The sequence below is a fragment of the Thermodesulfobacterium sp. TA1 genome, assembly GCF_008630935.1.
Lineage (GTDB): Bacteria > Desulfobacterota > Thermodesulfobacteria > Thermodesulfobacteriales > Thermodesulfobacteriaceae > Thermodesulfobacterium.
The window spans coordinates 441,161-467,161 of sequence record NZ_CP043908.1; the positions used below are offsets into that span (position 1 = coordinate 441,161).

The 26,001-nt window shown below is 35.9% G+C and carries 31 protein-coding genes, 1 tRNA gene and 2 pseudogenes; 23 read left to right on the plus strand and 11 right to left on the minus strand.

The genetic code is table 11. The annotated features are described in order from the left end of the window. Positions 1-9: 9 nt before the first annotated feature. From F1847_RS02315 to F1847_RS09190, 7 genes are all read right to left on the minus strand, one after another. On the minus strand, positions 10-1,443 hold the full coding sequence (locus F1847_RS02315) for a response regulator (RefSeq protein ID WP_168194236.1): 1,434 nt from the start codon (positions 1,441-1,443) through the stop codon (positions 10-12). Further along, a complete protein-coding gene (locus tag F1847_RS02320) occupies positions 1,418-2,524 on the minus strand; it encodes an HD domain-containing phosphohydrolase (protein ID WP_206202416.1) in 1,107 nt (368 codons plus the stop codon). The genes F1847_RS02315 and F1847_RS02320 overlap by 26 nt, the downstream gene beginning before the upstream one ends. Positions 2,525-2,705: 181 nt before the next feature. Next, a complete protein-coding gene (locus F1847_RS02325) occupies positions 2,706-3,119 on the minus strand; it encodes a Fur family transcriptional regulator (RefSeq protein WP_150071501.1) in 414 nt (137 codons plus the stop codon). 71 nt (positions 3,120-3,190) lie between these two features. Next, the gene (locus tag F1847_RS02330; RefSeq protein ID WP_150071502.1) at positions 3,191-3,535 is read right to left on the minus strand and encodes a YkgJ family cysteine cluster protein; all 345 of its coding nucleotides are present in this window, start codon (positions 3,533-3,535) and stop codon (positions 3,191-3,193) included. Beyond that, a complete protein-coding gene (queC, locus tag F1847_RS02335; protein ID WP_150071503.1) occupies positions 3,528-4,211 on the minus strand; it encodes a 7-cyano-7-deazaguanine synthase QueC in 684 nt (227 codons plus the stop codon). The genes F1847_RS02330 and queC overlap by 8 nt, the downstream gene beginning before the upstream one ends. 102 nt (positions 4,212-4,313) lie before the next feature. Then, positions 4,314-4,460: a hypothetical protein gene (locus tag F1847_RS09185; protein ID WP_168194237.1), complete on the minus strand. Its 147-nt coding sequence runs from the start codon at positions 4,458-4,460 to the stop codon at positions 4,314-4,316. 126 nt (positions 4,461-4,586) lie between these two features. Then, a complete protein-coding gene (locus F1847_RS09190) occupies positions 4,587-4,727 on the minus strand; it encodes a hypothetical protein (protein ID WP_168194238.1) in 141 nt (46 codons plus the stop codon). A 57-nt stretch (positions 4,728-4,784) separates the two neighbouring features. Here F1847_RS09190 and F1847_RS09485 point away from each other — a divergent pair. After that, positions 4,785-4,871 (plus strand): annotated as a pseudogene (locus tag F1847_RS09485) (tyrosine-type recombinase/integrase); the annotation flags it as partial. 160 nt (positions 4,872-5,031) lie between these two features. Here F1847_RS09485 and F1847_RS02345 read toward each other — a convergent pair. Then, a tRNA-Pro gene (locus F1847_RS02345) sits at positions 5,032-5,105 on the minus strand. 271 nt (positions 5,106-5,376) lie between these two features. Between F1847_RS02345 and F1847_RS02350 the strand changes: the two genes are divergently transcribed. The 8 genes from F1847_RS02350 (at position 5,377) to F1847_RS02385 (ending at position 10,576) form a co-directional block, all read left to right on the plus strand. Next, positions 5,377-5,736 carry a NifB/NifX family molybdenum-iron cluster-binding protein gene (locus tag F1847_RS02350; RefSeq protein ID WP_150071504.1) on the plus strand — a complete coding sequence of 120 codons (360 nt, stop codon included), beginning with the start codon at positions 5,377-5,379 and terminating at the stop codon, positions 5,734-5,736. A 211-nt stretch (positions 5,737-5,947) separates the two neighbouring features. Beyond that, entirely contained in the window at positions 5,948-6,277 is a 330-nt protein-coding gene (locus F1847_RS02355; protein ID WP_150071505.1) for a DUF5320 domain-containing protein, read from the plus strand. A 62-nt stretch (positions 6,278-6,339) separates the two neighbouring features. Continuing rightward, positions 6,340-6,651, plus strand: coding sequence for a NifB/NifX family molybdenum-iron cluster-binding protein (locus F1847_RS02360; protein ID WP_150071506.1), 312 nt, complete (start codon positions 6,340-6,342; stop codon positions 6,649-6,651). Positions 6,652-6,663: 12 nt separating this feature from the next. Further along, positions 6,664-7,518 (plus strand): Mrp/NBP35 family ATP-binding protein, encoded by an 855-nt coding sequence (locus F1847_RS02365; protein ID WP_150071507.1) that lies wholly within the window; start codon positions 6,664-6,666, stop codon positions 7,516-7,518. Then, positions 7,515-8,249 carry an MBL fold metallo-hydrolase gene (locus F1847_RS02370; protein WP_150071508.1) on the plus strand — a complete coding sequence of 245 codons (735 nt, stop codon included), beginning with the start codon at positions 7,515-7,517 and terminating at the stop codon, positions 8,247-8,249. The genes F1847_RS02365 and F1847_RS02370 overlap by 4 nt, the downstream gene beginning before the upstream one ends. Further along, complete coding sequence (locus tag F1847_RS02375; protein WP_150071509.1) at positions 8,227-8,886, plus strand: class I SAM-dependent methyltransferase; 660 nt, start codon at positions 8,227-8,229, stop codon at positions 8,884-8,886. The genes F1847_RS02370 and F1847_RS02375 overlap by 23 nt, the downstream gene beginning before the upstream one ends. After that, positions 8,883-9,731 carry an ATP-binding protein gene (locus F1847_RS02380; RefSeq protein ID WP_150071510.1) on the plus strand — a complete coding sequence of 283 codons (849 nt, stop codon included), beginning with the start codon at positions 8,883-8,885 and terminating at the stop codon, positions 9,729-9,731. Before F1847_RS02375 ends, F1847_RS02380 begins: the two co-directional genes overlap by 4 nt. Continuing rightward, positions 9,728-10,576, plus strand: coding sequence for an ATP-binding protein (locus F1847_RS02385; RefSeq protein ID WP_150071511.1), 849 nt, complete (start codon positions 9,728-9,730; stop codon positions 10,574-10,576). The genes F1847_RS02380 and F1847_RS02385 overlap by 4 nt, the downstream gene beginning before the upstream one ends. 179 nt (positions 10,577-10,755) lie before the next feature. On the opposite strand, the gene F1847_RS02390 is transcribed toward F1847_RS02385, so the two are convergent. From F1847_RS02390 to F1847_RS02400, 3 genes and pseudogenes are all read right to left on the minus strand, one after another. Beyond that, a complete protein-coding gene (locus tag F1847_RS02390) occupies positions 10,756-10,998 on the minus strand; it encodes a transposase (protein ID WP_150071512.1) in 243 nt (80 codons plus the stop codon). Between the two features lie 7 nt (positions 10,999-11,005). Next, positions 11,006-11,062: pseudogene (locus tag F1847_RS09490) on the minus strand (hypothetical protein); the annotation flags it as partial. Continuing rightward, complete coding sequence (locus tag F1847_RS02400) at positions 11,038-11,388, minus strand: hypothetical protein (protein WP_150071514.1); 351 nt, start codon at positions 11,386-11,388, stop codon at positions 11,038-11,040. The gene F1847_RS02400 and the pseudogene F1847_RS09490, both read right to left, overlap by 25 nt. Before the next feature lie 302 nt (positions 11,389-11,690). On the opposite strand from F1847_RS02400, the gene F1847_RS02405 reads away from it, so the two are divergent. The 14 genes from F1847_RS02405 to mraY all read left to right on the plus strand — a co-directional run bounded on the left by F1847_RS02405 (position 11,691) and on the right by mraY (position 25,993). Further along, positions 11,691-11,939: a hypothetical protein gene (locus tag F1847_RS02405; protein ID WP_150071515.1), complete on the plus strand. Its 249-nt coding sequence runs from the start codon at positions 11,691-11,693 to the stop codon at positions 11,937-11,939. A 31-nt stretch (positions 11,940-11,970) separates the two neighbouring features. After that, positions 11,971-13,179, plus strand: a complete 1,209-nt coding sequence (locus F1847_RS02410) for a methyltransferase domain-containing protein (protein ID WP_150071516.1) — start codon at positions 11,971-11,973, stop codon at positions 13,177-13,179. 13 nt (positions 13,180-13,192) lie between these two features. Then, a complete protein-coding gene (locus tag F1847_RS02415) occupies positions 13,193-14,641 on the plus strand; it encodes an FAD-dependent oxidoreductase (protein WP_150071517.1) in 1,449 nt (482 codons plus the stop codon). Positions 14,642-14,652: 11 nt separating this feature from the next. Further along, positions 14,653-15,747, plus strand: coding sequence for a sensor histidine kinase (locus F1847_RS02420; protein ID WP_150071518.1), 1,095 nt, complete (start codon positions 14,653-14,655; stop codon positions 15,745-15,747). Continuing rightward, positions 15,725-16,420, plus strand: coding sequence for a LytTR family DNA-binding domain-containing protein (locus F1847_RS02425; RefSeq protein ID WP_150071519.1), 696 nt, complete (start codon positions 15,725-15,727; stop codon positions 16,418-16,420). The genes F1847_RS02420 and F1847_RS02425 overlap by 23 nt, the downstream gene beginning before the upstream one ends. A 202-nt stretch (positions 16,421-16,622) precedes the next feature. Continuing rightward, entirely contained in the window at positions 16,623-17,522 is a 900-nt protein-coding gene (locus F1847_RS02430; protein WP_168194240.1) for an EAL domain-containing protein, read from the plus strand. Then, entirely contained in the window at positions 17,522-18,880 is a 1,359-nt protein-coding gene (locus tag F1847_RS02435) for a deoxyribodipyrimidine photo-lyase (RefSeq protein ID WP_150071521.1), read from the plus strand. The genes F1847_RS02430 and F1847_RS02435 overlap by 1 nt, the downstream gene beginning before the upstream one ends. Positions 18,881-19,376: 496 nt before the next feature. Beyond that, positions 19,377-19,826 carry a division/cell wall cluster transcriptional repressor MraZ gene (gene mraZ, locus F1847_RS02440; protein ID WP_150071522.1) on the plus strand — a complete coding sequence of 150 codons (450 nt, stop codon included), beginning with the start codon at positions 19,377-19,379 and terminating at the stop codon, positions 19,824-19,826. A 45-nt stretch (positions 19,827-19,871) separates the two neighbouring features. Then, complete coding sequence (gene rsmH, locus F1847_RS02445; protein ID WP_240702832.1) at positions 19,872-20,690, plus strand: 16S rRNA (cytosine(1402)-N(4))-methyltransferase RsmH; 819 nt, start codon at positions 19,872-19,874, stop codon at positions 20,688-20,690. After that, entirely contained in the window at positions 20,687-21,043 is a 357-nt protein-coding gene (locus F1847_RS02450; RefSeq protein WP_168194241.1) for a hypothetical protein, read from the plus strand. Before rsmH ends, F1847_RS02450 begins: the two co-directional genes overlap by 4 nt. Continuing rightward, the gene (locus tag F1847_RS02455) at positions 21,040-22,014 is read left to right on the plus strand and encodes a hypothetical protein (RefSeq protein ID WP_150071525.1); all 975 of its coding nucleotides are present in this window, start codon (positions 21,040-21,042) and stop codon (positions 22,012-22,014) included. The genes F1847_RS02450 and F1847_RS02455 overlap by 4 nt, the downstream gene beginning before the upstream one ends. Continuing rightward, a complete protein-coding gene (locus F1847_RS02460; RefSeq protein WP_150071526.1) occupies positions 22,011-23,513 on the plus strand; it encodes a UDP-N-acetylmuramoyl-L-alanyl-D-glutamate--2,6-diaminopimelate ligase in 1,503 nt (500 codons plus the stop codon). The genes F1847_RS02455 and F1847_RS02460 overlap by 4 nt, the downstream gene beginning before the upstream one ends. After that, a complete protein-coding gene (gene murF / locus F1847_RS02465; RefSeq protein WP_150071527.1) occupies positions 23,510-24,913 on the plus strand; it encodes a UDP-N-acetylmuramoyl-tripeptide--D-alanyl-D-alanine ligase in 1,404 nt (467 codons plus the stop codon). Before F1847_RS02460 ends, murF begins: the two co-directional genes overlap by 4 nt. Then, positions 24,914-25,993, plus strand: coding sequence for a phospho-N-acetylmuramoyl-pentapeptide-transferase (mraY, locus tag F1847_RS02470; RefSeq protein ID WP_150071528.1), 1,080 nt, complete (start codon positions 24,914-24,916; stop codon positions 25,991-25,993). Positions 25,994-26,001 lie beyond the last annotated feature (8 nt).

Sequence of the window (26,001 nt, forward strand, 5' to 3'; positions counted from 1 at the left end):
ATCAAATTTTCATAAAATACCGAGTAAGATTGTTTTATTAAAAATCCTAATTTCGTCATATCCTATGTTTGATATTTCACCGATACTGGTAAATCCATATATATCAACCTCTTTTTTCTTAGCACATTCAAAAACTTTATCTAGCTCTTTTTGAAAACCATCTTTTCCTAAAAATAACACCCTGGAAACACAGTCAAAAAGAAATCCTAATTTTTCTTTTGAACGCTGAAAGGCTCTTCGAGAGATTTCACAAGCCGAATTTATAAGTTTTTCTGGTTCTCCTTTCATTATAAATATCGTAGAAAACGAGGGGATAGAGCTAACGATCACAAGAGAATTGTTTTTTCCGATTGCTATAGGGTCTCTGATGATAAATTCGTCGTCTTTAAACGAAACCATCCCTAAAGGATATGCCTTGGTGAATTCTTTAAAATTTTCACGGTTTAATTCTATCCCTTCTTTTTCTTTTATCGACTTTTTATAAACCTGAAAAGCAGGCTCTCCGTTGATTTCATACACCACATTTTTTTCGCTTTTTGTTACTACCAAAGGACCATAGATAGGTTCCCAGCCATGTCTAACCTCAGCATTTAGCTTTAAATTTAGTCCTATAAGCAACGCAGAGTCCTGATATGTCCCATTAAAATCAAAAATACAAGGTTTTTGGATGAAATCTTTACTTCCAACCCCAGCTCCTACAATCCTTGAATTTTTTAATATTTTTTCGATCTGTTTGATAAAATCTTCTATATAAGGACTTAACCCGTCTACAAACAACAATATACTTTGATAATCTTTGAGTTCCTCAACTAGATTCAAATCTGGTTTTTCCATGGAAACGACCACAGTTTTTGCGTTTTCGTCTAAGGGGACCAAGATCACCCCTTCCTTGATAAGCTCTCTGTTTGCGATAAGATAAGGGGCCATTATTCCGGCAATCTTAACTTTTTTATTTAAAAATTTATCTATTGTGCTTGTTAAGTTTTTAAACATTCCCTCTGTTAAAAACAACAAATAGTTACCCTTTTCTAACAGCTCAAACTCTTTTTTTGTTTTATATACCTTTATATTAAACGTTTTTCTCTTTTTAATGTATTTATCAAGTGCGTTTTTTACGTCTTCTATGTTTATAGGTTTGGGTATATAATCATCAAACCCTTCTAATAGAAATTTTTCTTTATCTCCTATAATCGTAAATGCAGTATAGGCAATGATAGGAACAGAAGGATTTTTTTCTTTTATTTTTTTTAAAAGTTCAATCCCACCTATTTCAGGTAATGCGATATCAGAAATCACTAAATCAATCTTTTTTGATGAAAATAGATTCAGGGCTTCTTTTCCGTTACCTACTGTTTCTACTTCGACAAAAGGATATAACAATAGGATGATATCTTTTAGAACCGTTTGACTTAATTCATCATCCTCTACTATCAAGACCTTCATTTTTTTCATCCTTATCAGAAAATCGTTCTTTTATTTTTAGAAAACTTTCTATGTTATTTAAAAATAAGTCCAAAAGTTCCGGGTCAAATTGGGTGCCTTTTCCTTCCCTCATTATCTCAATCGCTTTTTCTAAAGGAAAGGCTGGTTTATACACACGAGGAGAGATTAAAGCATCAAAGACATCTACGATAGCTACAATCCTTCCGTAGATATGTATTTCTTCCCCTTTTAATCCATAAGGATATCCCTTCCCATCCCATCTTTCGTGATGCTGAAGTGCTATAATCTTCCCAGCTTTTAATACAGGATACTTCTCTCCTCCATCAAGGATTTTTGCACCTATTATCGTGTGTTGTTTCATAATCTCAAACTCTTCAGGGGTAAGCCTTTCGGGTTTCAAAAGTATAGAATCTGGAATTCCTACCTTTCCTACATCGTGCAAAGGAGAGGCATAAAGGATTAACTCTTGTTCTTCCTTAGGTAGTCCATAAAGTTCTGCGAGTTTTTTAGAACCATGGCTTACCCTCATGATGTGCATACCTGTCTCTATATCTCTAAATTCTGCGGTTTTACCAAGTTTTAGAGCTATTTCATATTCTAATTCTTTGGAAAGTTTTAATGCCTCTTGAAGTTGCTTTGTCCTTTCTTTTACTTGTTCTTCTAAAATAGTAGTAACATTTCTTAAAAAATCGTTGTAATGCTTTATATCAACATAGTTTTTTGTCCTAAGCTTTATCTCTTCGATGTCAAAGGGTTTAGGTATGAAATCGTTTGCCCCTAAGGAAAGAGCCTTTTTCTTCTCTTCTGCGTTTGCGGTTATTACTATCACAGGAATGTATCTAAATTTTTCGTTAGATTTTAAAACCTTTAAAGTTTCGAAGCCGTTCATAACCGGCATCGAAAGGTCAAGAAGGATTACGTCAACGTCCTTCCCAGAATCTAATATTTCTAAAGCCTCTTTACCGTTTTTAGCCCTTAAAAATTCAACCCCAGTATTTTCAGCAAAAGCAAGTTCCAGAAGGTCTAAATTGAGCGGTTCGTCATCAACCGCCAAGATGACCATCTTATTCTTTTTTTCCATCATATAAGCTTAATTTTTTTATCTTAAAATTAATATTAAACTTAAAATATATTTTTACAATCCCAGATTAACGGTAATTTATGGTAGATAGATGTGAATACCGGGAAAACAGACCCTAACATTCGGGATGAAATCCCGAATGTTAGTTTATTAAAGGAGTTCACAAAAAAGATTTTTGATTTTAATTTTCCTTAGCTTTACATTCAGGACAAACACCTATAAACACTACTTGAAAATCCTCTACCTCACAACCTTTAAGTTCATTGGGCAAGGAGAATTGAATTTTTTGAGAAACATCTATTACTTTTTTACAGTATTTACATACAAAATGATGGTGGTTGTGAGTAAAGGCATCAAATCTCTTTTTATAAGGGTCTACTATAATTTCTTTAATGAGACCTTTTTTTACTAATACTTCTAAGGTGTTATACACTGTAGCAAAAGACATACTGGGGAAATTTTGTTTTAAAGCGTTATATATATCTTCTGCCGAGGGATGAGTCTTGTTACCTTCTAAATACTCTAAAATAGCAATCCTCTGAGGGGTTAGCTTTAAACCCAAACTTTTATAAAATTCTAATTTTTTTTCTTCCATCTTTCTCACCTCGTTTGTTTTTGATCTTTTTATTATTTTAAAACGTTTTTTAACTTATTCAAGATTTAATTTTATAAATTTTTAACTCCTAAACAATGATTTTTCAGAATTTCTAAATTTGTAGGGTCTTTAAACAGCGCCTCTACTAAAGGCCATTCTTTGCATTTTTTAGGTTTAACCGGGTGTATGGTACAACTTCTTGTTTTTTTATCAAAAAAAATACAATAACCTTGTTTAGTTTTCATTTCAGTTCTATACTTTCCTACTTTAACCGTATATTTTTGCTTAAATTCTTCCACCGAGAGGTTTAAAAAATTAGCTATCCGATAAATTTCTTCTTCGTTTAAGGAAACGGTGCTTTCTCCTTGGCAACAATTTCCGCAGCGTTGGCATTTAAAATTTTCTAAATTAAGCATATTCTATCGGGTCCTTTACTCCAGCTTCTTTAAAAGCATTAAGTCTTATACGACAAGAGTCACATCTTCCGCAGGCTTTTTCTGTTTGTCTGTAGCAAGACCAGGTAAGATGAAAGGGGGTATTAAGCTTTATACCAAGCTCTACGATTTCCTTTTTAGAAAGATTGATAAGAGGAGTTTCTATAGTGATTTGAGTTTCCGGTTTGGTTCCTTTGTTTACCGCCTGGTTAAAAGCTTGAATAAACTCTTTTCTACAATCTGGATAGCCTGAAAAATCTATTTCATTTACTCCTATAAATATTTTTTTAGCACCTATTACTTCTGCCCAAGCTACCGCTAAGCTTAGAAATACACCGTTTCTAAAAGGCACATAAGTAGAAGGAATCCCCTGTTTTTCGGAACCATTAGGTATTTCAAGCTCTTCTGAAGTAAGGCTTGAACCTCCTATTAGTTTGAAAAAAGGAAGTTCTGCAACTAAATATTTTTGTGGTTTAAAATAATCAATCATTTTATAAAAACAGGTAAGCTCTTTTTTTGCCGCCTTTTGTCCATACTGAAAATGTAAAAAGGCTAACTCATATTCCTGAGCTGCAAGGCTTGCACAAACAGCACTATCCATCCCCGAACTCAACAAAACCACTGCAAATTCTTTTTCCTTTGGTTTAAGCAAAGACATTTTTAATCTCAGGATAAAGCTTTTATTAGAATTTTTCCAAATTTACCACATTTCCTTTTAATTTCAATAATTTTAATTTTTTCAAAAAGCTTTGTTTATAGATTAGGATTCTTTATCTCTGGTTTGTAGTGTTTTTTTGTGTAAAGACTCTTTTGAAGAGGGCATGTTAGTCCCCGATTTAACCTCTATTAAATCCTCAAGTATAATGAACCTTTCAGCTGCCCTCTCATCTGGAAACACTTCTACCACCCTTACCCTTCTTTTTATCTTTTTGCTAACCTCTCAAAGCCTGATTCGTTGCAAACAGCAAAGCCTTTACTTTCTCATCACACAACCAAAATCCCCTTTTTCTAACTCGAGGTACTTTTAAACCTTCTATTTCCCCATATTAATACTTCTTTCCTCAAACATAAAGTTTTCCAAAAGGTTTTTAAGCACCTTATAAAACAAGTTTAAAATCTCTTCTAAGAAAAAGGTAGGTAATCTTCGTTTGTTTCCCTTTGGGGAAGTTATCATACCCTTGGGTATTCTTCAAGGATTTATACACACAATAAAAATAAGTTTTTGGACTGAATGCAAAAAGTAGGGATAAGAGACTTTAGATTTCACGACCTAAGACATACTTTTGCTTCTCATCTTGTTATGTCTGGGATAGATTTAAAGAGCGTTCAGGAGTTTAAAGACATATTAATGACTTTGAGGTATTCCCATTTAAGTCAAGATCACAATAGAGAGGCCGGGGAAAGGTTAGAAAGAGTGATTTATCAAAATTCTATCACAATGGAAGGAGTTAAGTTTTTGAAAGCCTTGGAAGTACAAATCGGGGCGAGAGGATTTGAACCTCCGACCCCCTGCTCCCAAGGCAGGTGCGCTCCCAAGCTGCGCTACGCCCCGATGATTATTTAATCAATTATAACTTATTCCTTAAATTTTACAATAACGAAATCAAAAACTCTTTAAAAATTAATGCCATAACAATTTCACCTAAAACATAGCGGAAACAACTTTTATTACTTTCTAAGAAGTTTAAGAGAGAAATGTTAATTGGCTGTTATGTTGAGGGACCAGAGTTATTTAGTGTTGTTTATTTGATAGGTCCCTTGACAATCTAATATATATGATTATAATTCTCATTATCAGTTAAAACGAGTTTAGGGGGTTAAAAATGAGGATTGCTGTGGCTACAGAAGAGGGTTATGTGGCTCAACATTTTGGAAGATGTCCTGGTTTTACGATCGTGGACGTAGAGGATGGTCAGGTGGTCAGTCAAAGCTTTGTAGAAAATCCTGGTTATAAGGCCCATCAGCCAGGGCTTGTGCCTAATTTTTTGAAAAGTCAAGGAGTAAACTATGTGATAGCAGGGGGGATGGGACCAAACGCCATCATGATGCTTGAATCCTTTGGTATAAGGGTTGTCCTTGGGATAATCGGTAGGGTTGAAGAGGTTATAGAAGCCTTTTTAAAAGGTAATCTCAGGGGTGGAGAAAGTCTTTGCGAACATGGAGACCATGAATGTAGGCATTAATGGTTTTTGCTCGGGTTAAACTGTAAGGTTTTTACACAGAAAAAGATGGCTTTTGGGGTAAAAAAGTTGGTTAGAGGAACTTAGACCAAGAAGGAAGATTTAGAGATTGATGCCTAAGACCTATTAAAGGACTTGACTTTTAAAAGTTAGAGGTTATATTTAAAAATGATAATGATTTTCAATAAAAATTTTAAAAAGGAGGTGAAAGGGTATGCCTTGGGGAGACAGAACAGGACCGCTTGGATTAGGTCCAAGAACAGGTAGAGGTTTAGGATTTTGTTCTGGGGCAGATGCCCCAGGATTTATGGTTCCAGGGCCAGGTAGAGGTATGGGGTTTGGTTGGGGAAGAGGTAGAGGTTGGAGATGTTTTAGATGGTTTGGAGGTTTAGGAAGAGGCTGGAGATGGTTTTGGAGAAGGACTTTTTGGGGAGGGGCTTCTCAGGTAGATGAGACAGAGATCTTAAGGCAAGAGGCAGAGGTCTTAAGAAAAAATCTGGAGGCTATAGAAAGGCGTTTAGGCGAAATCGAAAAGAATAAGTAAAAAAAGGTATGGCCTGCGTGGAGGCACAAGCCTCCACGCTATAACTTTAAAGGGGGATTTTTATGAAAATTTGTATTACTTCTCAAGGAAAAGAATTAGGTTCAGAGATAGACCCAAGGTTTGGGCGTTGTAAATATTTTATATTTTATGATACAGAAACAGACCAATATGAGGCAGTAGAAAATCGCTGGAGAGAGGCTGCTCAAGGTGCTGGAACTCAGGCTGGTCAATTTGTTGCCTCGAAGGGAGTTAGTGTTTTAATTACTGGTAAAATAGGACCTGGAGCAGAAAGGGTGATAAAGGCTGCAGGGATAAAAGTGATAGAGGCCCAAGGTATGGTAATAGATGCGATAAATAAAGTTAAGCAAGGCTAAAAGGAGGAGGATATGGCAGAAGAGAAGACCTGTCAATGTGGAAGTCAATGTGAAGAAGAAAGCATAAAAGATGAAAGTGAAATAAAATTGCAAAAAACCGTATCAGACATTAAAAGAAAGATTTTAGTTTTATCTGGTAAAGGTGGGGTTGGTAAAAGCACGGTTTCTGCTAATATTGCTGTAGGGTTAGCACAAAAGGGATATCAGGTAGGTCTTCTTGATGTCGATATACACGGTCCTAATATTCCTAACATGCTGGGGTTGCAAGGACTAATTCCTTTAATTACAGATATAGGGCTTTTTCCTATAAAAGCTTATGAAAATTTACAGGTAATCTCTATCGGGTTTTTTTTAGAAGGAAAAGATACCCCTGTGATCTGGAGAGGTCCTTTAAAGCATAACATGATAAAACAGTTTTTAACCGAGGTGCGATGGGGAAAGCTTGACTATCTGGTGGTAGACTCTCCTCCAGGAACAGGAGATGAGGTTATCTCGGTGGTGCAACTTCTTAATAAAGTAGATGGTGCGGTTATCGTGGCCACCCCTCAAGAAGTCGCTTTGGCAGACGTACGCAGGTCTATAAGGTTTTGTCTTGAAGCCTCCGTCCCGGTCCTTGGGATTGTTGAAAACATGAGTGGTTTTGTCTGTCCTCGTTGTGGGGATGTTATAGAAATATTTAAAACCGGAGGGGCAGAAAAGCTTGCCCAGGAATACAACGTTCCATTTTTAGGAAAAATCCCTCTTGACCCAAGGGTTGTGCAAGGAGGAGATGAAGGAAAACCTGTTTTACTTTATTATCCTGACAGTGAACCTGCTAAGGCTTTTGCTAAGGTGGTTGACCAAATTGCAGAGGCTTTAAAGATATGATAGAACTTATCATAGTTTTTGATAATTATCTTGGAGAAAAGGGGTTTGAAACCGGATGGGGATATAGCTGTCTTATCAAAAGAGATGAAGAATTTCTTCTTTTTGATACAGGAGAAGATGGACAAAAGCTGATAAAAAATCTTCAAAGAGCCGGGTTAGACCCTACCTCAATTTCTAAAGTTGTTATATCTCACGCCCATAAAGACCATACCGGGGGTTTAAAAGAAATATCAGGTTTAAACCTCAAAGCTGAAATTTATGTTGGAGCTTCGTTTTATGAAGAAGCCAGAAGACTTTTGCCTGAGGCAAAACTTTATAAAGTTTCTTCAAACCCTTTGGAAATAATCAAAGGAGTTTTTGTTACCGGAGAGTTAGAAGGACCGATAAAAGAAACTTCTTTAGCTATAAACACTAAAGAAGGTTTAATCATCATTACAGGTTGTGCCCATCCTGGAGTAAAAAAGATCATAGAGAAAACAACTTCTGAGATTAACCCTAAGGTTTTTGCCCTTTTAGGTGGGTTGCATCTTTTACATAGAAAACGAGAAGAAATCCTTGATTTGTTGACTTATTTAGAATCAAAAAATTTTAAACACCTCGCCCCTTCTCATTGTACCGGAGATTTAGCCTTAAAGCTTTTCCAAGAACATTTTAAAGATAAGTTTTTAAAGGTAGGTGTAGGTACTCATATTTGTTGGAGAGAAAGAGATGGATACATCCTCACCTTATGAGGTTTTTGTCAAAAAATATGATGCTTGGTATGATTCGGAAGAAGGTAAGATTTTGTATGAAAACGAGAAAAAATGTATTGAGCCTTTGATTAAAAGTTGTGATAAAGTTTTAGAAGTAGGTGTGGGAACAGGAAGGTTTGCCCTTTTAGCCAAGCATGCTGTCGGAATAGATATAGCCTTTTTCCCTTTAAAAATGGCGAAGAAAAGAGGAGTTTGGGTTATCCAAGCAAAGGCAGAGGAATTGCCTTTTAAAGATAAAAGTTTTGAGTGTGTAATGTTTGTTTTGTCTTTAAGTTTTATAAAAGATGGGTTCAAGTCCTTACTTGAAGCTAAAAGGGTTTTGAAAGAGCAGGGTAAAATAATCATTTGTGAGGTTTTTAAGGGGTCAAAGCTTGGCAAGGTTTATGAAGAAAAAAAGCAAAAAGGGCATCCCTTTTATAGTCATGCCAATTTTTATGATTTCATTGAGTTTAAAAAAATGTTAGAGGCTTGCGGTTTAAGAATCGCTAAGGCTTACGGAACCCTTGTAAATTATCCTTGTAAGCCTGTAAGATTAGAAGACCCGTCAGAAATTTCTTTTGATACTCAGGTTTTAGCTCAACTACCTGGTTTTGTGTGTTTAGAGGTTAGGCCATGATAATTTCAATTGCCAGTGGAAAGGGTGGGACAGGAAAAACTACCGTTGCAGTTTCTTTAGCTTTAAGTATAGGAAATTCGCAAATCATCGATTGCGATGTAGAAGAACCAAACGTTCATTTGTTTTTAAAACCAGAGGTTAAGCAAACGTTTGAGGTAAATACCCTTATTCCTGAAGTAGATTATCAAAAATGTACATATTGTGGTTATTGTGCTAAGGTATGTGCATACAATGCCCTGTCTGTGTTAAATTTTGAACAAAACGGACAGGTTTTATTGTTTCCTCATCTGTGCCATGGTTGTAAAGGCTGTATTTTACTTTGTCCTGAGAAAGCTTTGTTTGAAGGTTTTAGGCCTATTGGAAAAATCATCGTAGGTTTTAAAGAGAAAGTAGAGTTTATAGAAGGACGGTTAAACGTTTCAGAGGTGCTTGCTCCAAGGGTGATTGAAGAGGCTAAAGAATTGATTAATCCTAACAAAATAACCATCATAGATGCACCCCCTGGAACTTCTTGTCCGGCAGTAGCTGCGATTAAAGGCTCTGATTTTTGTTTGCTTGTTACCGAACCAACTCCTTTTGGGCTTCACGACTTGGAGCTTGCTTATGAAGTAACCCAAGTCTTAAAGGTTCCTGCAGGGGTAATCGTTAATAAATCACAAGAGCAAGAAGATGAACTGGTAGAAACCTTTTGTGAGAGAACTAACCTTCCTGTTTTAATGAAAATTCCTTTTAAAAGGGAGATCGCCGAGGTTTATTCAAAGGGAATCCCTTTGGTGGTTGCTATGCCAGAATATAGAGAAAAATTTCGGAACCTTATTAATTTAATAAAGGAATTAAAACGATGAAGCAGATTTTAGTAATCAGCGGAAAAGGTGGAACAGGAAAAACCTTTTTTACCGGTTGCCTTGCGGTAGCCATCTCAAATAAAGTGATTGTGGATTGTGATGTAGATGCAGCCAATCTACATTTACTTTTAGATCCTAAGATAGAACAATCTTTTGAGTTTATCGGAGGTAGGTTTGCTCTTATAAACAAAGAAAACTGTATTGAATGCGGGGTTTGTAGAGAGACTTGCCAATTTGGAGCTATCACAGAAGATTTTCAGGTAGATCTGCTTTCTTGTGAAGGTTGTACCGTCTGTAGTTATGTTTGCCCTACTTCTGCGGTAAGTCTTAACGATAGAATTTCTGGACATTATTTTATTTCAAACACCGAGTACGGAAAGATGGTTTATGCACGTTTAGGTATTGCCCAAGAAAACTCAGGTAAATTGGTTACTAAACTCAGGGAGTTGGCTAAGGAGATAGCCGAGGTTAATAACGCAGATTTTATAATCATCGATGGACCACCTGGGGTAGGTTGTCCGGTGATGGCTTCTATGACAGGGGTTGACTTGGCTATAGCGATTACTGAACCTACGGTTTCAGGCCTTCATGATTTAAAAAGGGTTATAGAACTTGCTAAGCATTTTAAAGTAGAACTAAAAGTAATCATTAATAAGTATGACTTAAACCTGCAGATGAGCGAATACATTACCGAGGAAATAAAAAAGGAAGGGATTGAAGTTATAGGTATCCTACCCTTTTCTGAAGAAATTTTAGCCTCGGTAAAAGCTGGAGTTCCTTATTTAAAATTCTCTAAAAGTAGTTTAGCTCAAAAAATCGAACAGATAATCTATAAAATCATCTAAGCCTAAACTTTAGGTAATCTGTAAAAACTGGACAGAAGTTTAGTTTAGAAGCCTAAAGGAGCCTCTCACAAGAGATGGAACAGAATTGACAGGATAAGCTTTATATTCTTTAATTACCTTTTTAAAAATTAATCAGATAATTTTAATGACATAAGAAGCCGAAGATCATAGTGTCCCTTTTATTGTGTAAAAATTTTTCCAGGAAAGGCATGGTAGTTCCCCAATTCAATTTTATTAAACCCTCTTAACTTCCTTGAGTTTAACCTCTCATTCAGTTCTTTCAAGATTAAATATAACAACCTCTCAACAGAGCCTTCATCCGGAAATACTTCTATTACCTTTATCCTCCTTTTTATCTCTTTCGCTAACCCCCTTCCCTTCAGACCCAAATATCCAAAATCCAAGTATTTCTCTTCTCCCATCAGGCTTTATCCCTAAAGCTAAATATACTGGCTCCTTTGCTACCTCATTTCGCCGAATAGACAAATAAGTTCTTTAACTTCATCTTCAGTCACCTTTATTAACCGAGAAATGCTTTTCAGCCCTCCTTCTTTCAGGAAGTAGGAAGGCACGAAAAGTAAATCTCTTGTATAAAAACCGTTTGCATAGTCTTCTTGCTCTTCTAAATAAATCCTTCTTTCTTCAAGCATAAGGTTTTCTAAAAGGTTTTTAATAAGATTGTTGACTTCTTGCTGAAAAAGGTTTAGAATTTCTTCTATAGGTTGTTTTGTTAAAGTTTTAGTTTTTTCTTTCACGGTAGCTTCCCCTCCTTTCTGGTAGTTTTGGTTATTATGCATTGGGGAAGCTACCATACCCTTCCCTTTCCCTCAAGGCTTTACACAATTAATGAGACACTATCCTCGGGTTTCTCTACTTCAAGTTCTTCTGCTCTTTTCAGCATAGTTGTATCTACAGGTTTTTTTGAAGCAAAGGGAAAATTGCTTTCTTCTTACCGAGAAAGCTAAAAAGGAGCAATCTCTAAAGGTTAGTTCAAACGGGTGGCTTTAAGCCCCCTTCTTTATTTTAAAATTCCACAAAGAATAATCAGCCAAAAATTGGAATCAAAATTCTAAATTAGAATATATTTTTTTATAAAAACAAGAAGGAGGGGGCTATGAAAAGGATTTCTATTTTTATGTTTTTATTTTTTATTATCTTTTTTATTAGTTTAATTTTAGGGTATTCTCAAGAAAGGATTAAGATTGCCAATGAAGAATGGATACTTTTAAACATCGGTCCAAAAGAGGAAAAGCTTTTTTATTCTCCGAGTAGTATTAAAAAGATTACAAAAGATAAAATAAGAGTAAATATTTTATATTATCCTTCTTCAGAAATAGTTAATATCCAAGAGATATTAAGCTAACCTTAACATAAAAATTGCAGGAGGTATAATAATGATAGATTACATTAAAAGAGGGGTTGAGCTGATTTTAAGGATTGAGTGGGAATCGAAACTTGCTAAACATGTTGATGAGTATTTTTGTAAGGTGAATGTTTGGAGGGAGTGCGACCTTTTCCCTGAGGAATTACGTGGTCTTGTTAGAGATGGAGCAGTTGGGGAAAGCATTAAGGTTAATTATCAAGCTGGGAAACTTTTACCTTTCAATAAGGAAAAGGTCTTTGAGTGTAAGGCTTGGCAATGCAGCCCACCAGATAAACTAAAACATATCAAGTTAAGAAAGGGAAGATTTTATCCTCTTGGATATTTCCGTGGCATTCCAGGGATTTATGCAGGAAATCCCTATCCAGGAAGGATTTTAGCGATAGAAAATAATGGAGATTTCATTCTTGATGCAAACCATCCCCTTTCTTACTACGATTTAAAGTTTGAGGCAAAGATTTTAAATATCTTTGAAAAAACATCGGAACTTGGTGGAAGGTGCAAAGATCACATGGAAATCTTTCTACTTGGACCTGGGATGCAGGCTCGGTATTATAATGAACCAACTGATTTTGGTATAGATGAAAAAGAGGCATTCTTGCGAGAGGATAAGTCCCCTGATACTATCTTCTATGCTGAACCTCGTTTGATAGGACATATTGACAGAGTATGCCATGAAAACCTCGTTAGATTCTATGCACAAAACCTACCTAAATCTGGTAGAATACTTGACCTTATGAGCTCCTATGAATCCCATTTACCGAGTGGTGAGTACGAGATTTGGGGTCTTGGAATTAATGAGATAGAGCTTAGAGAAAATTTACAGCTTAATGAGAGAATTGTTAAAGATTTGAACGCAGAGCCTTCGCTTCCTTTCAAGGATGAATTTTTTGACGCAATTGTCTGTGACCTCTCGATTGAATACGTTATTAAACCTCTTGAACTACTCAAAGAGGTTAAAAGAGTATTAAAAAAGGGTGGAAAGTTCTTCTTTTCCTTTTCAAACAGATATTTTCCATCCAAGGTTATAAGAAGTTGGATAGACATGCATGAATTTGAGAGGATGGGATTTGTGCTTGAGCTTTTGACAAGAACTGAAGGTTTAGGAAATTTAAAAACTTACTCCCTAAGGGGATATACCCGTCCGATTGATGACAAATGGAGCATAGCTTGTAACCTATCAGATCCTCTCTACGTGGTTTATGGAGAAAGAGTTTCGTAGGAGAAGTTAAAGAATGGAGGTTGCAGTCGTTGGTGCTGGAATAGGAGGCATATTCGGGGCTTTGGTTTTTAGACACCTTGGATACGAAGTTTCTTTACTTGAAGCGAGGGATAAAATCGGAGGCTGTGCCGAAACTTTTCAAAGAAATGGAGTAATGTATAATGCTGGAGCAACAACTATTCCAGGTCTTAACCCCAACTACCCATTAGAAAGACTTCTCACCTTACTTAATCTTCACGATAAAGTGAAAAAGAGCTATAAACTTTTAGATGTTGTATGCGTGGTTAGCTTTGAAGATGGAAAGATGGTAAGAATATTTGCAGATCCGGAAAGGACTTGTGAGGAATTCTCACAAGCCTTTCCCATAAAGGGGCACAGGACATTCTTTTCCTTTGTTGAAAGAACAACGAGAACATTACTTACAACACCTTTTGAATTTAATCTAAACGGAGGAATAATCTCGCCTCTTAAATCTCTCTTTAAGATTCAAAACTTAAGGTTACTGCCCTATCTTCCTTTAGCAAAAAAGAAAACTCTATCCCTTTTAAGTGCTTTTTACAAGAATGTGCCTAAAGAATTATTAGAATACTTTAAAGCTCAAACTTTTATCGTTGGGCAGGTTGAACTTGAGAAGGCAAATGCCCTTGCTTTAACCTTAGGAATTGGTTACAACTTCACGGGAATTGCTTACTCAAAGATAGGCGTAGGAGGATTTCTCGAAACCTTAGCCAAAGGATTAACCGTAAATTTCAACTGTCCTGTTAAAAGGATTGAAAGGCTGGGAGAAGGATACCTAATAAATATTATAAATGAAAAGATATTTTCGCAAAAGATCATCATATCCTTTCCTTTCTTAGAAAATCTTTCAGTGTTTGATAGTGAGAGTTACTTGTACAGATATTTTAGTAGGTTTACTTGTAAGCTCAGTCCCTACTCTGCCTTTGTGGTCTATGGTAAGATTAAGAAGAAAGTTTTAGCAAACTTTACAGCAAAGCATTATTTGATAATCGGAGACAGGGATAGTCTTAAAGGAACTTCAAGCTATTTACATTTATCAATCCTTGAGCAGGAAAATGGAGAATTCGCAACCTTTACCGTTTCTACGCACACACCAATTAAGCTTTGGGCAAATCTTGATGAGGAAGAGGTTAAGAAGTTGAAAGTTGAGCTTGAAAGAAAAATTATAAAAATAATAATAAAAAGATTTGAAATAAAGGAAAGTGATTTTGTTGAAGTCTTTTCAGCAACACCTCACACTTTTAAACGTTATGTACATAGAGTTAGCCTTGGTGGTTTTTCGGCAAGCGTAGACACACCCTTTTGGAGCATACCTAATAATTTTACCCCTTTTAATGGAATGTATCTTGCTTGTGACCATGCCTTTGCCGGACAGGGATTTATGGGAATAGCCCTCGGTTGTTTGAACCTCTACTACAGCTTGAATAGAAAGGCAAAGGACTAAGGGGGTGAAAGATGTTAGAAGTTGAGGCAAGGAATTTAGAATTTGTTGAACCCTTTGTTGACCTAAAGATTAAAATAACTGATGGTATGTTATTACTTGTCATTGGACTACTTTATGGAGGAGTGCTTGTAGGGCTTTTCTATTCTTTGCTGGGAGAGGGATTTTCAAGAGGTTTACTTCATGGATTCCTGCTTGGAATGTACATTGGGTTGCTATCTTATATTGTAATTTACTTTAATAATCAAAATGTCCTTCCAAAGATTAAGCAAGTTCTCCTCTGGTGGGTTGTTTGGGGGATACTATCCTTTGTGGTTGGGCTCTTTGGTTTCCTTTTAGCCTTTAAGACACTCCTTCTTTTTAAAGTTAAGGTCCCTGTTTTTCTTACGCAGAAAGAGAAATTTCTAATTGCCTCACTTTCCACTGGGATTTTAACCTACTTAACGGGATTGATGGTCTATCAATTCGTAAGAATGCGTAATCGCAAAGAAGCTATTGAAAGGATAACTCTTGAAGCAAACTATAAGCTAACTTTAAGGATGCTTAATGCTCACTTTCTTTCAAACTCCCTTCACACCCTACTTGAGCTCATGGATATGAATAAAGAGGTGCTTGAATGTTATGTGAAACATTTAGTAAACTACCAAAGAAGGGCTCTAACCTCTCCTAAAATTATTCCTTTGAAAGAGGAAATTAGCATGGTTAATTCTTACGTTTTCATTGAAAAAATTCGCAAAGGAAGGGATATTGTTTTTACGACAGATGTAGATGAGAATTTAGAGAACGAGCCTATTCCTGCGCTTATCCTTCAGCCCATCATTGAAAATGCAATTCAACATGGACTACCCGAAGATAAAAGCAAGCACTTTGAGATTTCTATAAGTGCTAAGAGGAATGGACAGTATATCATTCTATGCGTGCTGAATAATGGAAATCCCATATCTAATTTTCAACCAGGGATTGGATTGTCTTTACTCGCAAAAAAGCTTGAATCTCAAGGAGGCAAACTTATACTTAAAAGTAAAAATCCACCTTGTTTTATGGTTAAACTACCAATACTATCCATAAAAGGTTATAAAATAGCCTATGAAAGTTCTAATAGTAGATGATGAACCTTTAGCTTTAAGAAGGCTTGAACGTCTTCTTAAGGAGGCTGGTCTACAAGAAATATTAAAAGCTGAGAATGCTTATGAAGCAAAAAGAATACTGGAAATTAATCCAGATGTAGATGCAGTTTTTCTTGATGTCCGTATGCCTGGGAAAGATGGTCTTAAACTTGCTCGAGAGATCCTAGGAGAAAGGGATGATGTATTCATAGTTTTTCAAACCGCCTACGATGAGTATACTTTACCAGCCTTTGAAGTCGGAGCTGTTGGCTATTTAATAAAACCCTTCTTTTTTGACGATATAGTAAAGGTTTTGAATCGAATAAGAAAATTCAAAGGAGAAAAACCTCGAATCTTTGTTTTCAATAAAGAGGGAAAACTTGTTCCCACAGCATTGAACGAGATTTATTACTTTGAAGCACAGCTAAAACACAGCCAATGCGTTAAAAAGGAAGGAAGTTTTCACTGCCCAAAAAGTATAGGGTACTTAGAGGAGGTATTGAAACTCTATGGGTTCTTGAGAGTGCATAAGTCCTACCTTGTAAACTTAGAAAAGATTAAGAATATAACTTCACTTCCTGACGGAAGGATAGAAATTACCTTTAAGGAGATAGAAAAAAACATCATAACAAGCAAACTTGGGGCTAAAAAATTGCGGGAAATTTTAAAAATATAAAATATCATAGCAAGAGAGGTGGCTTATGCACGAAAAACCCTGTCCAAAGTGTGAAATTTTGCCAAAATTTCCAGAGGGTAAAGTTGACGTGGTTATCTTTTCCTCCATAGATTTCCTAATACAAAAAATTGTAAAGCTTCTTTTTGAAAACAACTTCTCGTATACCCTACTTCAAGGTCAGATACTAATTCCAGAGGTGAATATGGAAAAATTAATATCGATCCTTACCAATCAACCTCTCAGTGAAGTTGAAAAAGAAGAGTTGAAAGTCGGATTTCTTACAGAGGGAGAAAATTTATTTTCTGTTATCCCTCGATTAAAACCCTTGAGCATTTATTTAGCTATTTTAAGGTATACTGAATACCTTGAGATTTTAGAAAGGAGGAGACTTACCGTTTACTTTCATCCTATTGTGAACTTGGAGAGAAAGGAAATTTATGGTTTTGAATGCTTGATAAGGGGTGTTAAGGGAAGCGGAGAGATTTTAAATCCATCCTATCTTTTTGAGGCTGCTCGGGCAACTGACACGCTTTTTTTTCTTGACCGAATTTGCAGAGAGATTTGCATAAAGACCGCCGCTGTTAAAGGTCTTAAAGATCATAAGATCTTCATTAACTTTATACCAACTGTAATCTATGATCCTGCTTTTTGTCTGCAAACTACAATAAAATGGGCTTTTCAATTAGATTGGAATCCTGAAAATCTAGTCTTTGAGGTGGTAGAAACCGAAAAATTAAAGGACTTTGAACATCTTAACAAAATTCTTGAATACTACAGAAAGCATGGATTAAAAACCGCTTTAGATGACGTTGGCACTGGTTTTAGCTCCCTTGAGGCCTTAATAAAATTACAACCAAATTATATCAAAATTAGTAGAGAATTGATTGAAGGAATAGATCGAATCCCTATCAAGTTTGATTTAATAAAGGCACTTATCCATGCGGTAAGCTCCCATGGAATTGAAGTAATAGCTGAAGGAGTGGAAAGGGTAGAAGAAGCCAAAACTCTTTACAAACTTGGTGTAAGATTAATGCAAGGATTCCTTTTTGCAAAACCCTATCCAGAGCCGATATATCAGCTCGACTTTAGCTGGCTCAAATAATGAAAGAAAAAGAAAGGTATAAAAGGGCTATTGTTTGGTTTAAAAGGGATTTAAGAATTGAGGATAATGAGGCTCTGTTTGAAGCTTCTGTTTTTGCAGAGGAGATTATCCCTATCTTTATTTTTATTCCAAGCCTTTTTGAAATATTTGGCAAAAGAAAAGACAGACTTGGATTTATTGTATCAGCCTTAAAAAAGCTTGACAAAGATTTAAGGAATCTTGGAGGTAAGCTCTATGTCTTTGTTGGCGAGCCAAGAGAAATCTTCTCAGAGATAATTAAGACCTCTCAAGCTCAGGGAGTTTTTACTAATAAAGACTTTTCCTTCACGGGAGAGGAAATTGAAAGCGAGATAAGGTCAATCTGCCTTTCTTTTGGCATAGATTTCCATGTTTACTTAGGAAACTTTCTTTGCGACATAACAAAAATACCTTTCAAGAGAATTTATAGCCACTTTTTAAAAGAATGGTTAAAAAATTTAAGGCTTGATTGCAAACCAATTCCTACCAAAATCAACGTTCCAGAAATGCCTTTTAGCACTCTGGATAACCTCTTGCAAAAATTGGAGTATGAAGAAAACAGACATTTTACCTTAGATTTTGGTTTTCAGAGATTGAACAACTTTGATTTTAGAAGATATAATGAAACAAGAAATAGGCTTGACCTTGACGGCACATCAAAGCTTTCGCCCTATATAAGATTTGGAGTCCTCTCCCTTCGAAAGATATTTAAGAAGGCTGAAGAGGTTGCTGGAAAAGACTGCCAATTTATTAAAGAATTAGCCTGGAGAGAGTTTTGGTATCATATAAAGCACTATTTTCCTCAACTTAAAGAATTAGAATTTCAGGAAAAGAGAAGGAACATTCCTTGGGAAAATGATGAAAAACTTTTTAAAGCCTTTATAGATGGAAGAACTGGATATCCTATTGTTGATGCTGGAATTAGGCAGTTACTATTAGAGGGGTTCATGCACAATCGGGCAAGGATGATCGTTGCCTCTTTCTTAACTAAAGACTTGTTTATCGATTGGAGGCTTGGTGAAGCCTTCTTCAAAGAACATCTTATCGATTACGATGAAGTAGTGAACACAGGAAATTGGCAATGGGTAGCTTCTGTGGGAGTTGATCTAAAGCCTTTCAGGATGTTCAACCCCATCCTTCAGGCTAAAAATTTTGACCCTGAAGCAAAGTACATAAAGAGATACCTTCCTGAGTTAAAGAATTTACCTCCTTATATGCTTCATAACCCCTTGCGGTATAAACTTCCCTATCTTCAACCCATCGTCAACCATTTTGATAGGGCAAGAGTTGTAAAAAAATACTTTCTGCTATCCTCTGTAATTCCAAAAGCAAGAGCCTGAAGCATCTTTAGTTAAATATTGCTTAACCAGATTTTAATAGAATAGTAGGAGCAATTTTATTTACCTTGAAAGCTCAGTAAGTGATGCTTTTACTCTTTGATAGGAATCATTGACTTTGTTATCAGGTTGATTTTCAAGGAAGATGTTTCTTTCAGCTTTCATGAGGTGTTAATAAACTCTTCAAGAAAGTACTGAATAGCAAGCTTTTAGGTAAAAAGATCAGTAAAAAGGTTGTTATATTAAAAACGAGAATTGAAGAACATTTTATGGATATCCAATCTAACCGGTTATATCTTAAAGTTTTGTTAAATATCCATGCTTCACAGCACTAAATTTTTTGAAGGCTAACTGACTTAACATCTAAACTTATGTTTAGATAAATTCTCATTTAGAAAAATATTTTATAAAATATTTTTTTAAATTTAAAAAATTGGTCTTGACTTTTAATGAGTTTTTAATATTGTAAGTGGTATATAGTGGTAAAAAGTGGAATAAAATGTTTAGAGGAAAGTTTAAACATAGTTTAGATGAAAAAGGGCGGTTCAGTCTTCCTGCTAAGTTTAGAGAAGTTCTAAGGGTTAAGTATGGGAGTGAAAACTTAGTGATTACCAACTATCCTGAGTGTTTAGTAGCCTATCCTGTAGAGGAATGGCAAAAGATAGAAGAAAAGTTGTTAAGTCTACCTTGGGACGTACCTGAGGTAAGAGAATACATAAGGTATTTTTTAGGCTCTGCTGAGGAATGTCAGCCTGATAAGCAAGGAAGAATCCTTTTACCACAATCATTGAGAGAAGAGTTTTCTTTAGAAAAAGAGGTAGTGCTGTTAGGTATGCTTTATCATTTTGAGATATGGAACCCTGTTCAGTTAGAGGCCAGGTTTAAACAAACGAAAGACAACTTTAATCAGATTATGCAGATGATAAACCCTTATCTTACCAGGGGGTAAGGTATTTTTTTCCATGAGCCTGTGCTTTTGGAGGAGGTTTTAGGTTTGCTTCAGGTAACCAAAGATAAGGTTTATGTAGATGGAACGGTAGGGATGGGGGGGCATAGCGAAGCCATTCTTGAAAGATCCTCTCCTACAGGGGTTTTATATGGTTTTGAATGGAACGAACCGTCTTTTGAGTTGGCTAAAAAAAGATTAAGTAAATACGGAAATAGGGTAAAACTGTTTAATAAAAGTTTTATTTATATAAAAGATGTTTTAGAAAAAGAAGGGGTTTTGGCAGACGGAATAGTTTTAGACCTTGGCCTTTCTTCTTTTTTGTTAGAACATTCTGGAAGAGGTTTTTCCTTTCAAAAGGATGAACCCTTAGACATGAGGATGAACTTAGAAACAGAGATTACCGCCGAAAAGATTTTGAATACCTATGATGTAAAAAGACTTGCGCAAGTGTTTTTAAAAGGTGAAGTCCCAAGCGCTATAAGATTTGCTCAGTTTATCGGTGAAAAAAGAAAAAGAAAATCCTTTAAAACCACCCAAGATTTGGTAGAGGCGGTCAAAGAGTTTTATAAAACCACCAGAAAAAGTCTTTTGGCTGTTATTTTTCAAAGTTTAAGGATAGAGGTAAACGAAGAGCTTAAAAACTTAGAAAAGGTTTTAAACGAGGTGCCGGAGGTTTTAAAACCAGGGGGAAGGATAGCGATAATTTCTTTCCATTCTTTAGAAGATAGGGTGGTAAAAAACTGGTTTAAATCAGACCCAAGGTTAAAACCGGTGTTAAAAAAACCGGTTGTGCCAACCTTAGAAGAGATAAAAAGAAATCCAAGGGCACGTAGTGCCAAATTAAGGGTGGGAGAAAGGATATGATGGCTAACAGAACTTTGGTATATAGGCCCCATTTAGACTCTAAAAGCAATAAGACCTCAACCGATCAGAAAAAAAATACAGAAAAAGTTTGTCTTAAAGATTGGATAAAGCAATGGGTGTTTAATGTCTCTTTAATTTTAACCGTAGTTTTGTTGTTTGTGATGTCAGTCGCCACTGCTTATAAAACTTACGTATGGATTAGGTTAAAAGTAGAAAAACATCAGCTTCTTAGTAAAAATAAAGAATTGAAAAGCCAGTTTTATAGCTTAACCAGCAGAGAGGTGGTATTAGAAAAGGCTAAAAAACTTGGATTAAGACCACCTCAAGAAGGAGATTACATTTCGCTAAAATGAGTAAAAGAGATTATTATAGTTTATGGGGTTTTTTGTGTGCCTTTTTTCTTTTCTTGATTGTGGTGCTTAATTTTTCTGTAGAAAAGGTTACCGGTAAACCTTCTGTCCCTGAGGTAAAACGCGGCTACATCTTTGATAGGAACTTAGAACCTTTGGTGATTACCTTGGAAAATCACAAGGCCTATTATGTAATTAAAAACGATAATTGGATGGCTAACACCATCCCTCCAGTCGTTAAAAATTATCTACCCTCAACCTTAAACCTACCCAAAAAAGGAATAGTTCTTCTTTCTGAAGACCTGACCTTAGATGAGGTAGAAAAACTGGCTAAGGAAGAAAATGTGCTTATAGAAAGGTCTTTTAAGAGAAAAAACCTTGTCCCAGAGATGGACTTTCTTATTGGAGAGACTTTTAACGGTTATGGAGTATCTGGTTTAGAAAAAAAGTTTGATCATCTCTTGCAAAAGGGAGAACCGTTGGTTTTATCGTTAGACTTGAAAAAGGAAAGAAAGTTTATAAATGTTAAAAAACAATTAGAAAGTAGGTATCAAGTGGGTTTAGCTGAGATAGACCTTTCTACCGGTGAGGTGTTGGCTTACATAGACGATAAAGAAAAACCATTGTTTGAAGAAACCTATCTTTCATCAATTTTTGGCATCCCTAATAAGAATCAAAAAATAAGTTTATGGGATTTGGGCGGATACTTTTTAACCAATCTTTGTGGAAAGGAGATGTCTGTGGATTTTGTTAAAAAATCGAACAGGATTTGTAATCCTGATTTAAGCAGTTTTCCTAAAGAAAAAAGAATGTTTTTTATTGATAAAACGGTGGTGAGGGTTTATTTTAAAGACGGAAAGATGTTGATAGCGGCTTTAAAGGAAAAATCTGGTGCTCCCGAAGGTAACAAGGAAGATAACAAACTTAGTCCAGCTTCTGAAAAATTTGATGCCTGGTTTGCAGAACTGTTATGAAACCATTAAAAGAGATACTAAAAGAAGTAGAAATATTAGAGGTTTATCCAAAGGATGAGAGTTGGTTAAATCAACCGGTTTATGGTGTTTCAGACAATTCCAAGGAAGTTTCTGAAGGTTATGTTTTTATTGCCAGAAAAGGGACTTCTTTTAGAGGAGAAGATTTTATAGATGAGGCGGTTGAAAGAGGGGCTAAAGTTATCGTTAGAGAAACACCTGTAGAAACCGAAAAAAAACTGCAAGGGGTTTATCAAATTCGGGTAAAAGACGTTAAAAAAGCCCTTTCTCAGATAGTGCTTAATTTTTTTGACCACCCTGAGAAAAAATTAACCCTTATAGGAGTTACCGGAACTAATGGAAAAACATCTGTATGTTATTTTACTAAAACCCTTTTACAAACCTTGGGGATAAAAACCGGTTATGTGGGAACTATTTTTTATGAAATAGAAAGGAGAATTCCTGCTACAGAGACTACGCCTTCTCTCATAAGATTGGCGGGTCTGATGAAAGAAATGGTAGAAAAAGGGTTTAAAGCTTGTGTTATGGAAGTTTCTTCTCATGCCTTAGATCAAGGAAGGATAACAGGGCTTAAGTTTGAGGTAGCCGGCTTTACCAATCTTTCAAGAGATCATTTAGACTACCATAAAACGATGGAAGACTATTATCAGGCCAAAAAAAAGCTTTTTACCGAATATTTAGCCCCAGAGGGAAAGGCAGTTTTGTCCTTCGAAACAGAATCTGGTAAGAGACTTTATCAAGAATTAAAAGACTTCTTGTCTGAAGATAGGATTTTAGTTGTAAACAACGGGACTTTAAGGGTAGAAATTTTAGGTTTAGAAGAGGGCCTTGAGGTAGAGTTAAAGTTTTTAAATACAGGGGAGGCATACAGGGTTAAAACTTCCCTTTTTGGAGAATATCAAGCCAAAAATTTGGCTACGGTTGTTGGGATTTTGATGGCCTTGGGCTATTCTAAGGAAGAAATATGTTCCAGATTAGAAACCCTTAAAAATCCAGTAGGAAGGTTAGAGCTGGTTGCAGAGTTTAGAGGGGCTAAAATCTTTGTAGATTATGCGCATACCCCATCTGCTTTAGAACATGTTTTAAAAAGTTTACTTCCTTTAAAAAAGAATAGGCTTATAGTGGTGTTTGGTTGTGGAGGCAACCGAGATCCTGGCAAAAGGCCTCTTATGGGGGAGGTGGCTGAGAATCTATCTGATTATTTAATCATTACTTCTGATAACCCACGATTTGAAGACCCTGAGCGTATAATTCAAGATATCAAACAAGGATTAAAAGGGGTAAAACCCTGTAAGGTTATCCCTGATAGAAAGGAAGCCATAGAGGCTGCTATAAACCTTTTAGAAAAAGGAGATATATTGGTAATTGCAGGTAAAGGGCATGAGACTTACCAAGAAATTCAAGGAAAAAGATATCCCTTTTCTGACCAAGACGAGGTTTTAGAGACTATTAAAAGACTAAACAAGGAGTATCTAAAATGAACATAGATAACCATTTTTTGACTGAAGAGATTGTAAGGGCTGCTTCTGGGATTTTGCTAAACGGAGACATGAGCTCAAGTTTTAGAGGGATTTCTACCGACACCAGGGTTATAAAGCCAGGGTATTTGTTTTGGGCTTTAAAAGGGAAAAACTTTGACGGACATGATTTCTGGAAAGAGGCTTTAGATAAAGGGGCTAAAGGGTTGGTTATTTCTCGTTTTCCTTCAGGTTTTAGATTAGAAGAATTGCCTAAAACGTTAACCGTTATTTTGGTAAAAGACACTTTGCAAGCTTTAGGAGATTTTGCTAAATTTTGGAGAAAAAAGCTTAACTTTGTAGGAGTCGCCATAACCGGTTCTTGCGGAAAGACTACAACAAAAGAACTTTCTTTTGAAATTCTTTCCAAGTTTTTTAAAACCTATAAAAACTTAGCCAACTATAATAACTTGATAGGGGTCCCCCTTTCTATTCTTTCTATCAAAGAAGGTACCGAGGTAGCTGTTTTAGAACTCGGGACTAACGTCCCTGGCGAGATAGCACGTTTGTCAGAAATAGTGTTCCCTCAGGTTTCTGTGATTACCTGTGTATACCCTGCTCATTTAGAGGGTCTTAGCTCTTTGGAAGGGGTTTTAGAAGAAAAAGTATCTCTTTTTAAAAACACAGACCCCAACGGAAGATTGGTCTATTTCTATGATCAAGAAAACCTAAGAGAAAGGGTAAAGGTTTTTAATCAAGAAAAGATTTCTTTTGGTTTTGAAGAAGGGGCAGACTTGAGGGTTCAAAATCTAAGTATAGAGGGAGATAGACTTAAAGGGGAATGGATTTTTAAAAATCAAAAGCAACCCTTTCACTTGCCAGATATAGGTAAGCATAATCTTTTAAACCTTCTTGCAGCCATAGGGATAGGTTTAAGCCTTAACTTAGAGTGGGAAGCTATTTTAGAGAAAGTAGAAAAAGAAATTTCTTTTTATCAAAGGGCTAAGAGTTACAAAAAGGGAAGGTTTTTGGTGATAGACGATACTTATAATGCCAATCCAGGCTCTATGAGGGCAGCTTTAGAGCTTTTAAGAGACCTTTCAGGATATCTAAAGAAGGTGGTTATTTTAGGAGATATGTTAGAGTTAGGTCCTGAAAGCAAAAAGTATCATGAGGAGATAGGAGATCTGGCTAAGGAAGTAGCTGACCAAGGCTATTTTATAGGAAGAAATGCTAAATTTTATGCCTGCACCTTTTCCCCTAAGCCTTGTGAGGTTTTTGAAACTACAGAACAATTTTTGGAAAACCTCAGGTTTTTAAAACTTAAAGAGATGTTTACTGAAGATACCGCTATTTTAGTAAAAGGCTCAAGGGGATTAAGATTAGAAAGGGTAGTAGAAAGACTTTTGGAGGAGCTTGAATAGATGCTTTACTATTTTTTATATTCTTTAAGCGACTATTTTTCGGTTTTTAACGTTTTTAAATACATTACTTTTAGAATGATTTGCGGGGCTATTACCGCTTTCTTTTTGGTCTATTTTTTGATGCCTCCGTTTATCAGGTTTATGAAACTAAAACAGTTTGGTCAGATAGTAAGAGAAGAGGGACCTGAACATCATAAAAAAAAGACTGGAACTCCTACGATGGGAGGGACGATAGTTCTTTTTTCTATTCTAATTTCTTGTCTTCTTTGGTGTAGGTTTTCTAATCCGTTTGTATGGTTGGTTCTTTTGGTAACCATAGGTTTTGGTTTGATAGGATTTTTGGATGACTATCTTAAGATCAAAAGAAAGAAAAATTTAGGACTTAAGGCTAGGGAAAAAATTTTACTTCAACTTTTTTTGGTAGGGGTTTTCTATCTCTTACTTTTTAATGGGCTTAATTTTTCTTCTCAGTTGGTTTTTCCGTTTTTTAAAAACTTAGCCTTAGACTTAGGGGTAGGGTATCTGCTGTTTAGTATGTTGGTTATTCTTGGCAGTTCTAACGCGATGAACCTTACAGACGGGCTTGATGGATTGGCCATAGTGCCTTTTATAGTAGTTGCCGGGGTTTACAGTGTTTTAAGTTATGTAGCAGGAAACATGAAGTTTTCTACCTATCTTTTGTTGCCTTACATCCCTTATGCCGGTGAATTAGCCATCGTTTGTGCCATATTTATAGGAGCGGGATTAGGGTTTTTATGGTATAATTCGTATCCAGCAGAAATTTTTATGGGAGATGTGGGTTCCTTAGGTTTGGGGGCAGGATTAGGGGCTATTTCGATCTTAGTAAAACAAGAATTTTTGTTGGTGATAGCTGGAGCTCTTTTTGTTATGGAAGCCCTTTCGGTGATGCTCCAGGTAGGTTATTTTAAGCTTACTCACGGGAAAAGAATTTTTAAGATGGCTCCACTACACCATCATTTTGAGCTTTTAGGATGGCCAGAAAACAAAGTAGTGGTAAGGTTTTGGATTATTTCTATAATTTTTGGACTTTTAGCCTTAAGCACTTTAAAAATTAGGTAGGTGAAAGA

What these genes read in the sequence shown, in the direction of transcription:
- F1847_RS02415 (WP_150071517.1), top strand. Translation starts at nt 13,193, where the DNA reads ATGGAGGTTGCAGTCGTTGGTGCTGGAATAGGAGGCATATTCGGGGCT.
- F1847_RS02425 (WP_150071519.1), top strand. Translation starts at nt 15,725, where the DNA reads ATGAAAGTTCTAATAGTAGATGATGAACCTTTAGCTTTAAGAAGGCTT.
- F1847_RS02320 (WP_206202416.1), bottom strand. Translation starts at nt 2,524, where the DNA reads ATGGAAAAAAAGAATAAGATGGTCATCTTGGCGGTTGATGACGAACCG.
- F1847_RS02360 (WP_150071506.1), top strand. Translation starts at nt 6,340, where the DNA reads ATGAAAATTTGTATTACTTCTCAAGGAAAAGAATTAGGTTCAGAGATA.
- F1847_RS02370 (WP_150071508.1), top strand. Translation starts at nt 7,515, where the DNA reads ATGATAGAACTTATCATAGTTTTTGATAATTATCTTGGAGAAAAGGGG.
- mraY (WP_150071528.1), top strand. Translation starts at nt 24,914, where the DNA reads ATGCTTTACTATTTTTTATATTCTTTAAGCGACTATTTTTCGGTTTTT.
- F1847_RS02400 (WP_150071514.1), bottom strand. Translation starts at nt 11,388, where the DNA reads ATGGTAGCTTCCCCAATGCATAATAACCAAAACTACCAGAAAGGAGGG.
- F1847_RS02315 (WP_168194236.1), bottom strand. Translation starts at nt 1,443, where the DNA reads ATGAAGGTCTTGATAGTAGAGGATGATGAATTAAGTCAAACGGTTCTA.
- F1847_RS02420 (WP_150071518.1), top strand. Translation starts at nt 14,653, where the DNA reads ATGTTAGAAGTTGAGGCAAGGAATTTAGAATTTGTTGAACCCTTTGTT.
- F1847_RS02375 (WP_150071509.1), top strand. Translation starts at nt 8,227, where the DNA reads ATGGATACATCCTCACCTTATGAGGTTTTTGTCAAAAAATATGATGCT.
- F1847_RS02405 (WP_150071515.1), top strand. Translation starts at nt 11,691, where the DNA reads ATGAAAAGGATTTCTATTTTTATGTTTTTATTTTTTATTATCTTTTTT.
- F1847_RS02330 (WP_150071502.1), bottom strand. Translation starts at nt 3,535, where the DNA reads ATGCTTAATTTAGAAAATTTTAAATGCCAACGCTGCGGAAATTGTTGC.
- F1847_RS02380 (WP_150071510.1), top strand. Translation starts at nt 8,883, where the DNA reads ATGATAATTTCAATTGCCAGTGGAAAGGGTGGGACAGGAAAAACTACC.
- queC (WP_150071503.1), bottom strand. Translation starts at nt 4,211, where the DNA reads ATGTCTTTGCTTAAACCAAAGGAAAAAGAATTTGCAGTGGTTTTGTTG.
- murF (WP_150071527.1), top strand. Translation starts at nt 23,510, where the DNA reads ATGAACATAGATAACCATTTTTTGACTGAAGAGATTGTAAGGGCTGCT.
- mraZ (WP_150071522.1), top strand. Translation starts at nt 19,377, where the DNA reads ATGTTTAGAGGAAAGTTTAAACATAGTTTAGATGAAAAAGGGCGGTTC.
- F1847_RS02355 (WP_150071505.1), top strand. Translation starts at nt 5,948, where the DNA reads ATGCCTTGGGGAGACAGAACAGGACCGCTTGGATTAGGTCCAAGAACA.
- F1847_RS02325 (WP_150071501.1), bottom strand. Translation starts at nt 3,119, where the DNA reads ATGGAAGAAAAAAAATTAGAATTTTATAAAAGTTTGGGTTTAAAGCTA.
- F1847_RS02430 (WP_168194240.1), top strand. Translation starts at nt 16,623, where the DNA reads ATGGAAAAATTAATATCGATCCTTACCAATCAACCTCTCAGTGAAGTT.
- F1847_RS02450 (WP_168194241.1), top strand. Translation starts at nt 20,687, where the DNA reads ATGATGGCTAACAGAACTTTGGTATATAGGCCCCATTTAGACTCTAAA.
- F1847_RS02390 (WP_150071512.1), bottom strand. Translation starts at nt 10,998, where the DNA reads ATGGGAGAAGAGAAATACTTGGATTTTGGATATTTGGGTCTGAAGGGA.
- F1847_RS02350 (WP_150071504.1), top strand. Translation starts at nt 5,377, where the DNA reads ATGAGGATTGCTGTGGCTACAGAAGAGGGTTATGTGGCTCAACATTTT.
- F1847_RS02385 (WP_150071511.1), top strand. Translation starts at nt 9,728, where the DNA reads ATGAAGCAGATTTTAGTAATCAGCGGAAAAGGTGGAACAGGAAAAACC.
- F1847_RS02455 (WP_150071525.1), top strand. Translation starts at nt 21,040, where the DNA reads ATGAGTAAAAGAGATTATTATAGTTTATGGGGTTTTTTGTGTGCCTTT.
- F1847_RS02410 (WP_150071516.1), top strand. Translation starts at nt 11,971, where the DNA reads ATGATAGATTACATTAAAAGAGGGGTTGAGCTGATTTTAAGGATTGAG.
- F1847_RS02365 (WP_150071507.1), top strand. Translation starts at nt 6,664, where the DNA reads ATGGCAGAAGAGAAGACCTGTCAATGTGGAAGTCAATGTGAAGAAGAA.
- F1847_RS02435 (WP_150071521.1), top strand. Translation starts at nt 17,522, where the DNA reads ATGAAAGAAAAAGAAAGGTATAAAAGGGCTATTGTTTGGTTTAAAAGG.
- F1847_RS09190 (WP_168194238.1), bottom strand. Translation starts at nt 4,727, where the DNA reads ATGATAACTTCCCCAAAGGGAAACAAACGAAGATTACCTACCTTTTTC.
- F1847_RS02460 (WP_150071526.1), top strand. Translation starts at nt 22,011, where the DNA reads ATGAAACCATTAAAAGAGATACTAAAAGAAGTAGAAATATTAGAGGTT.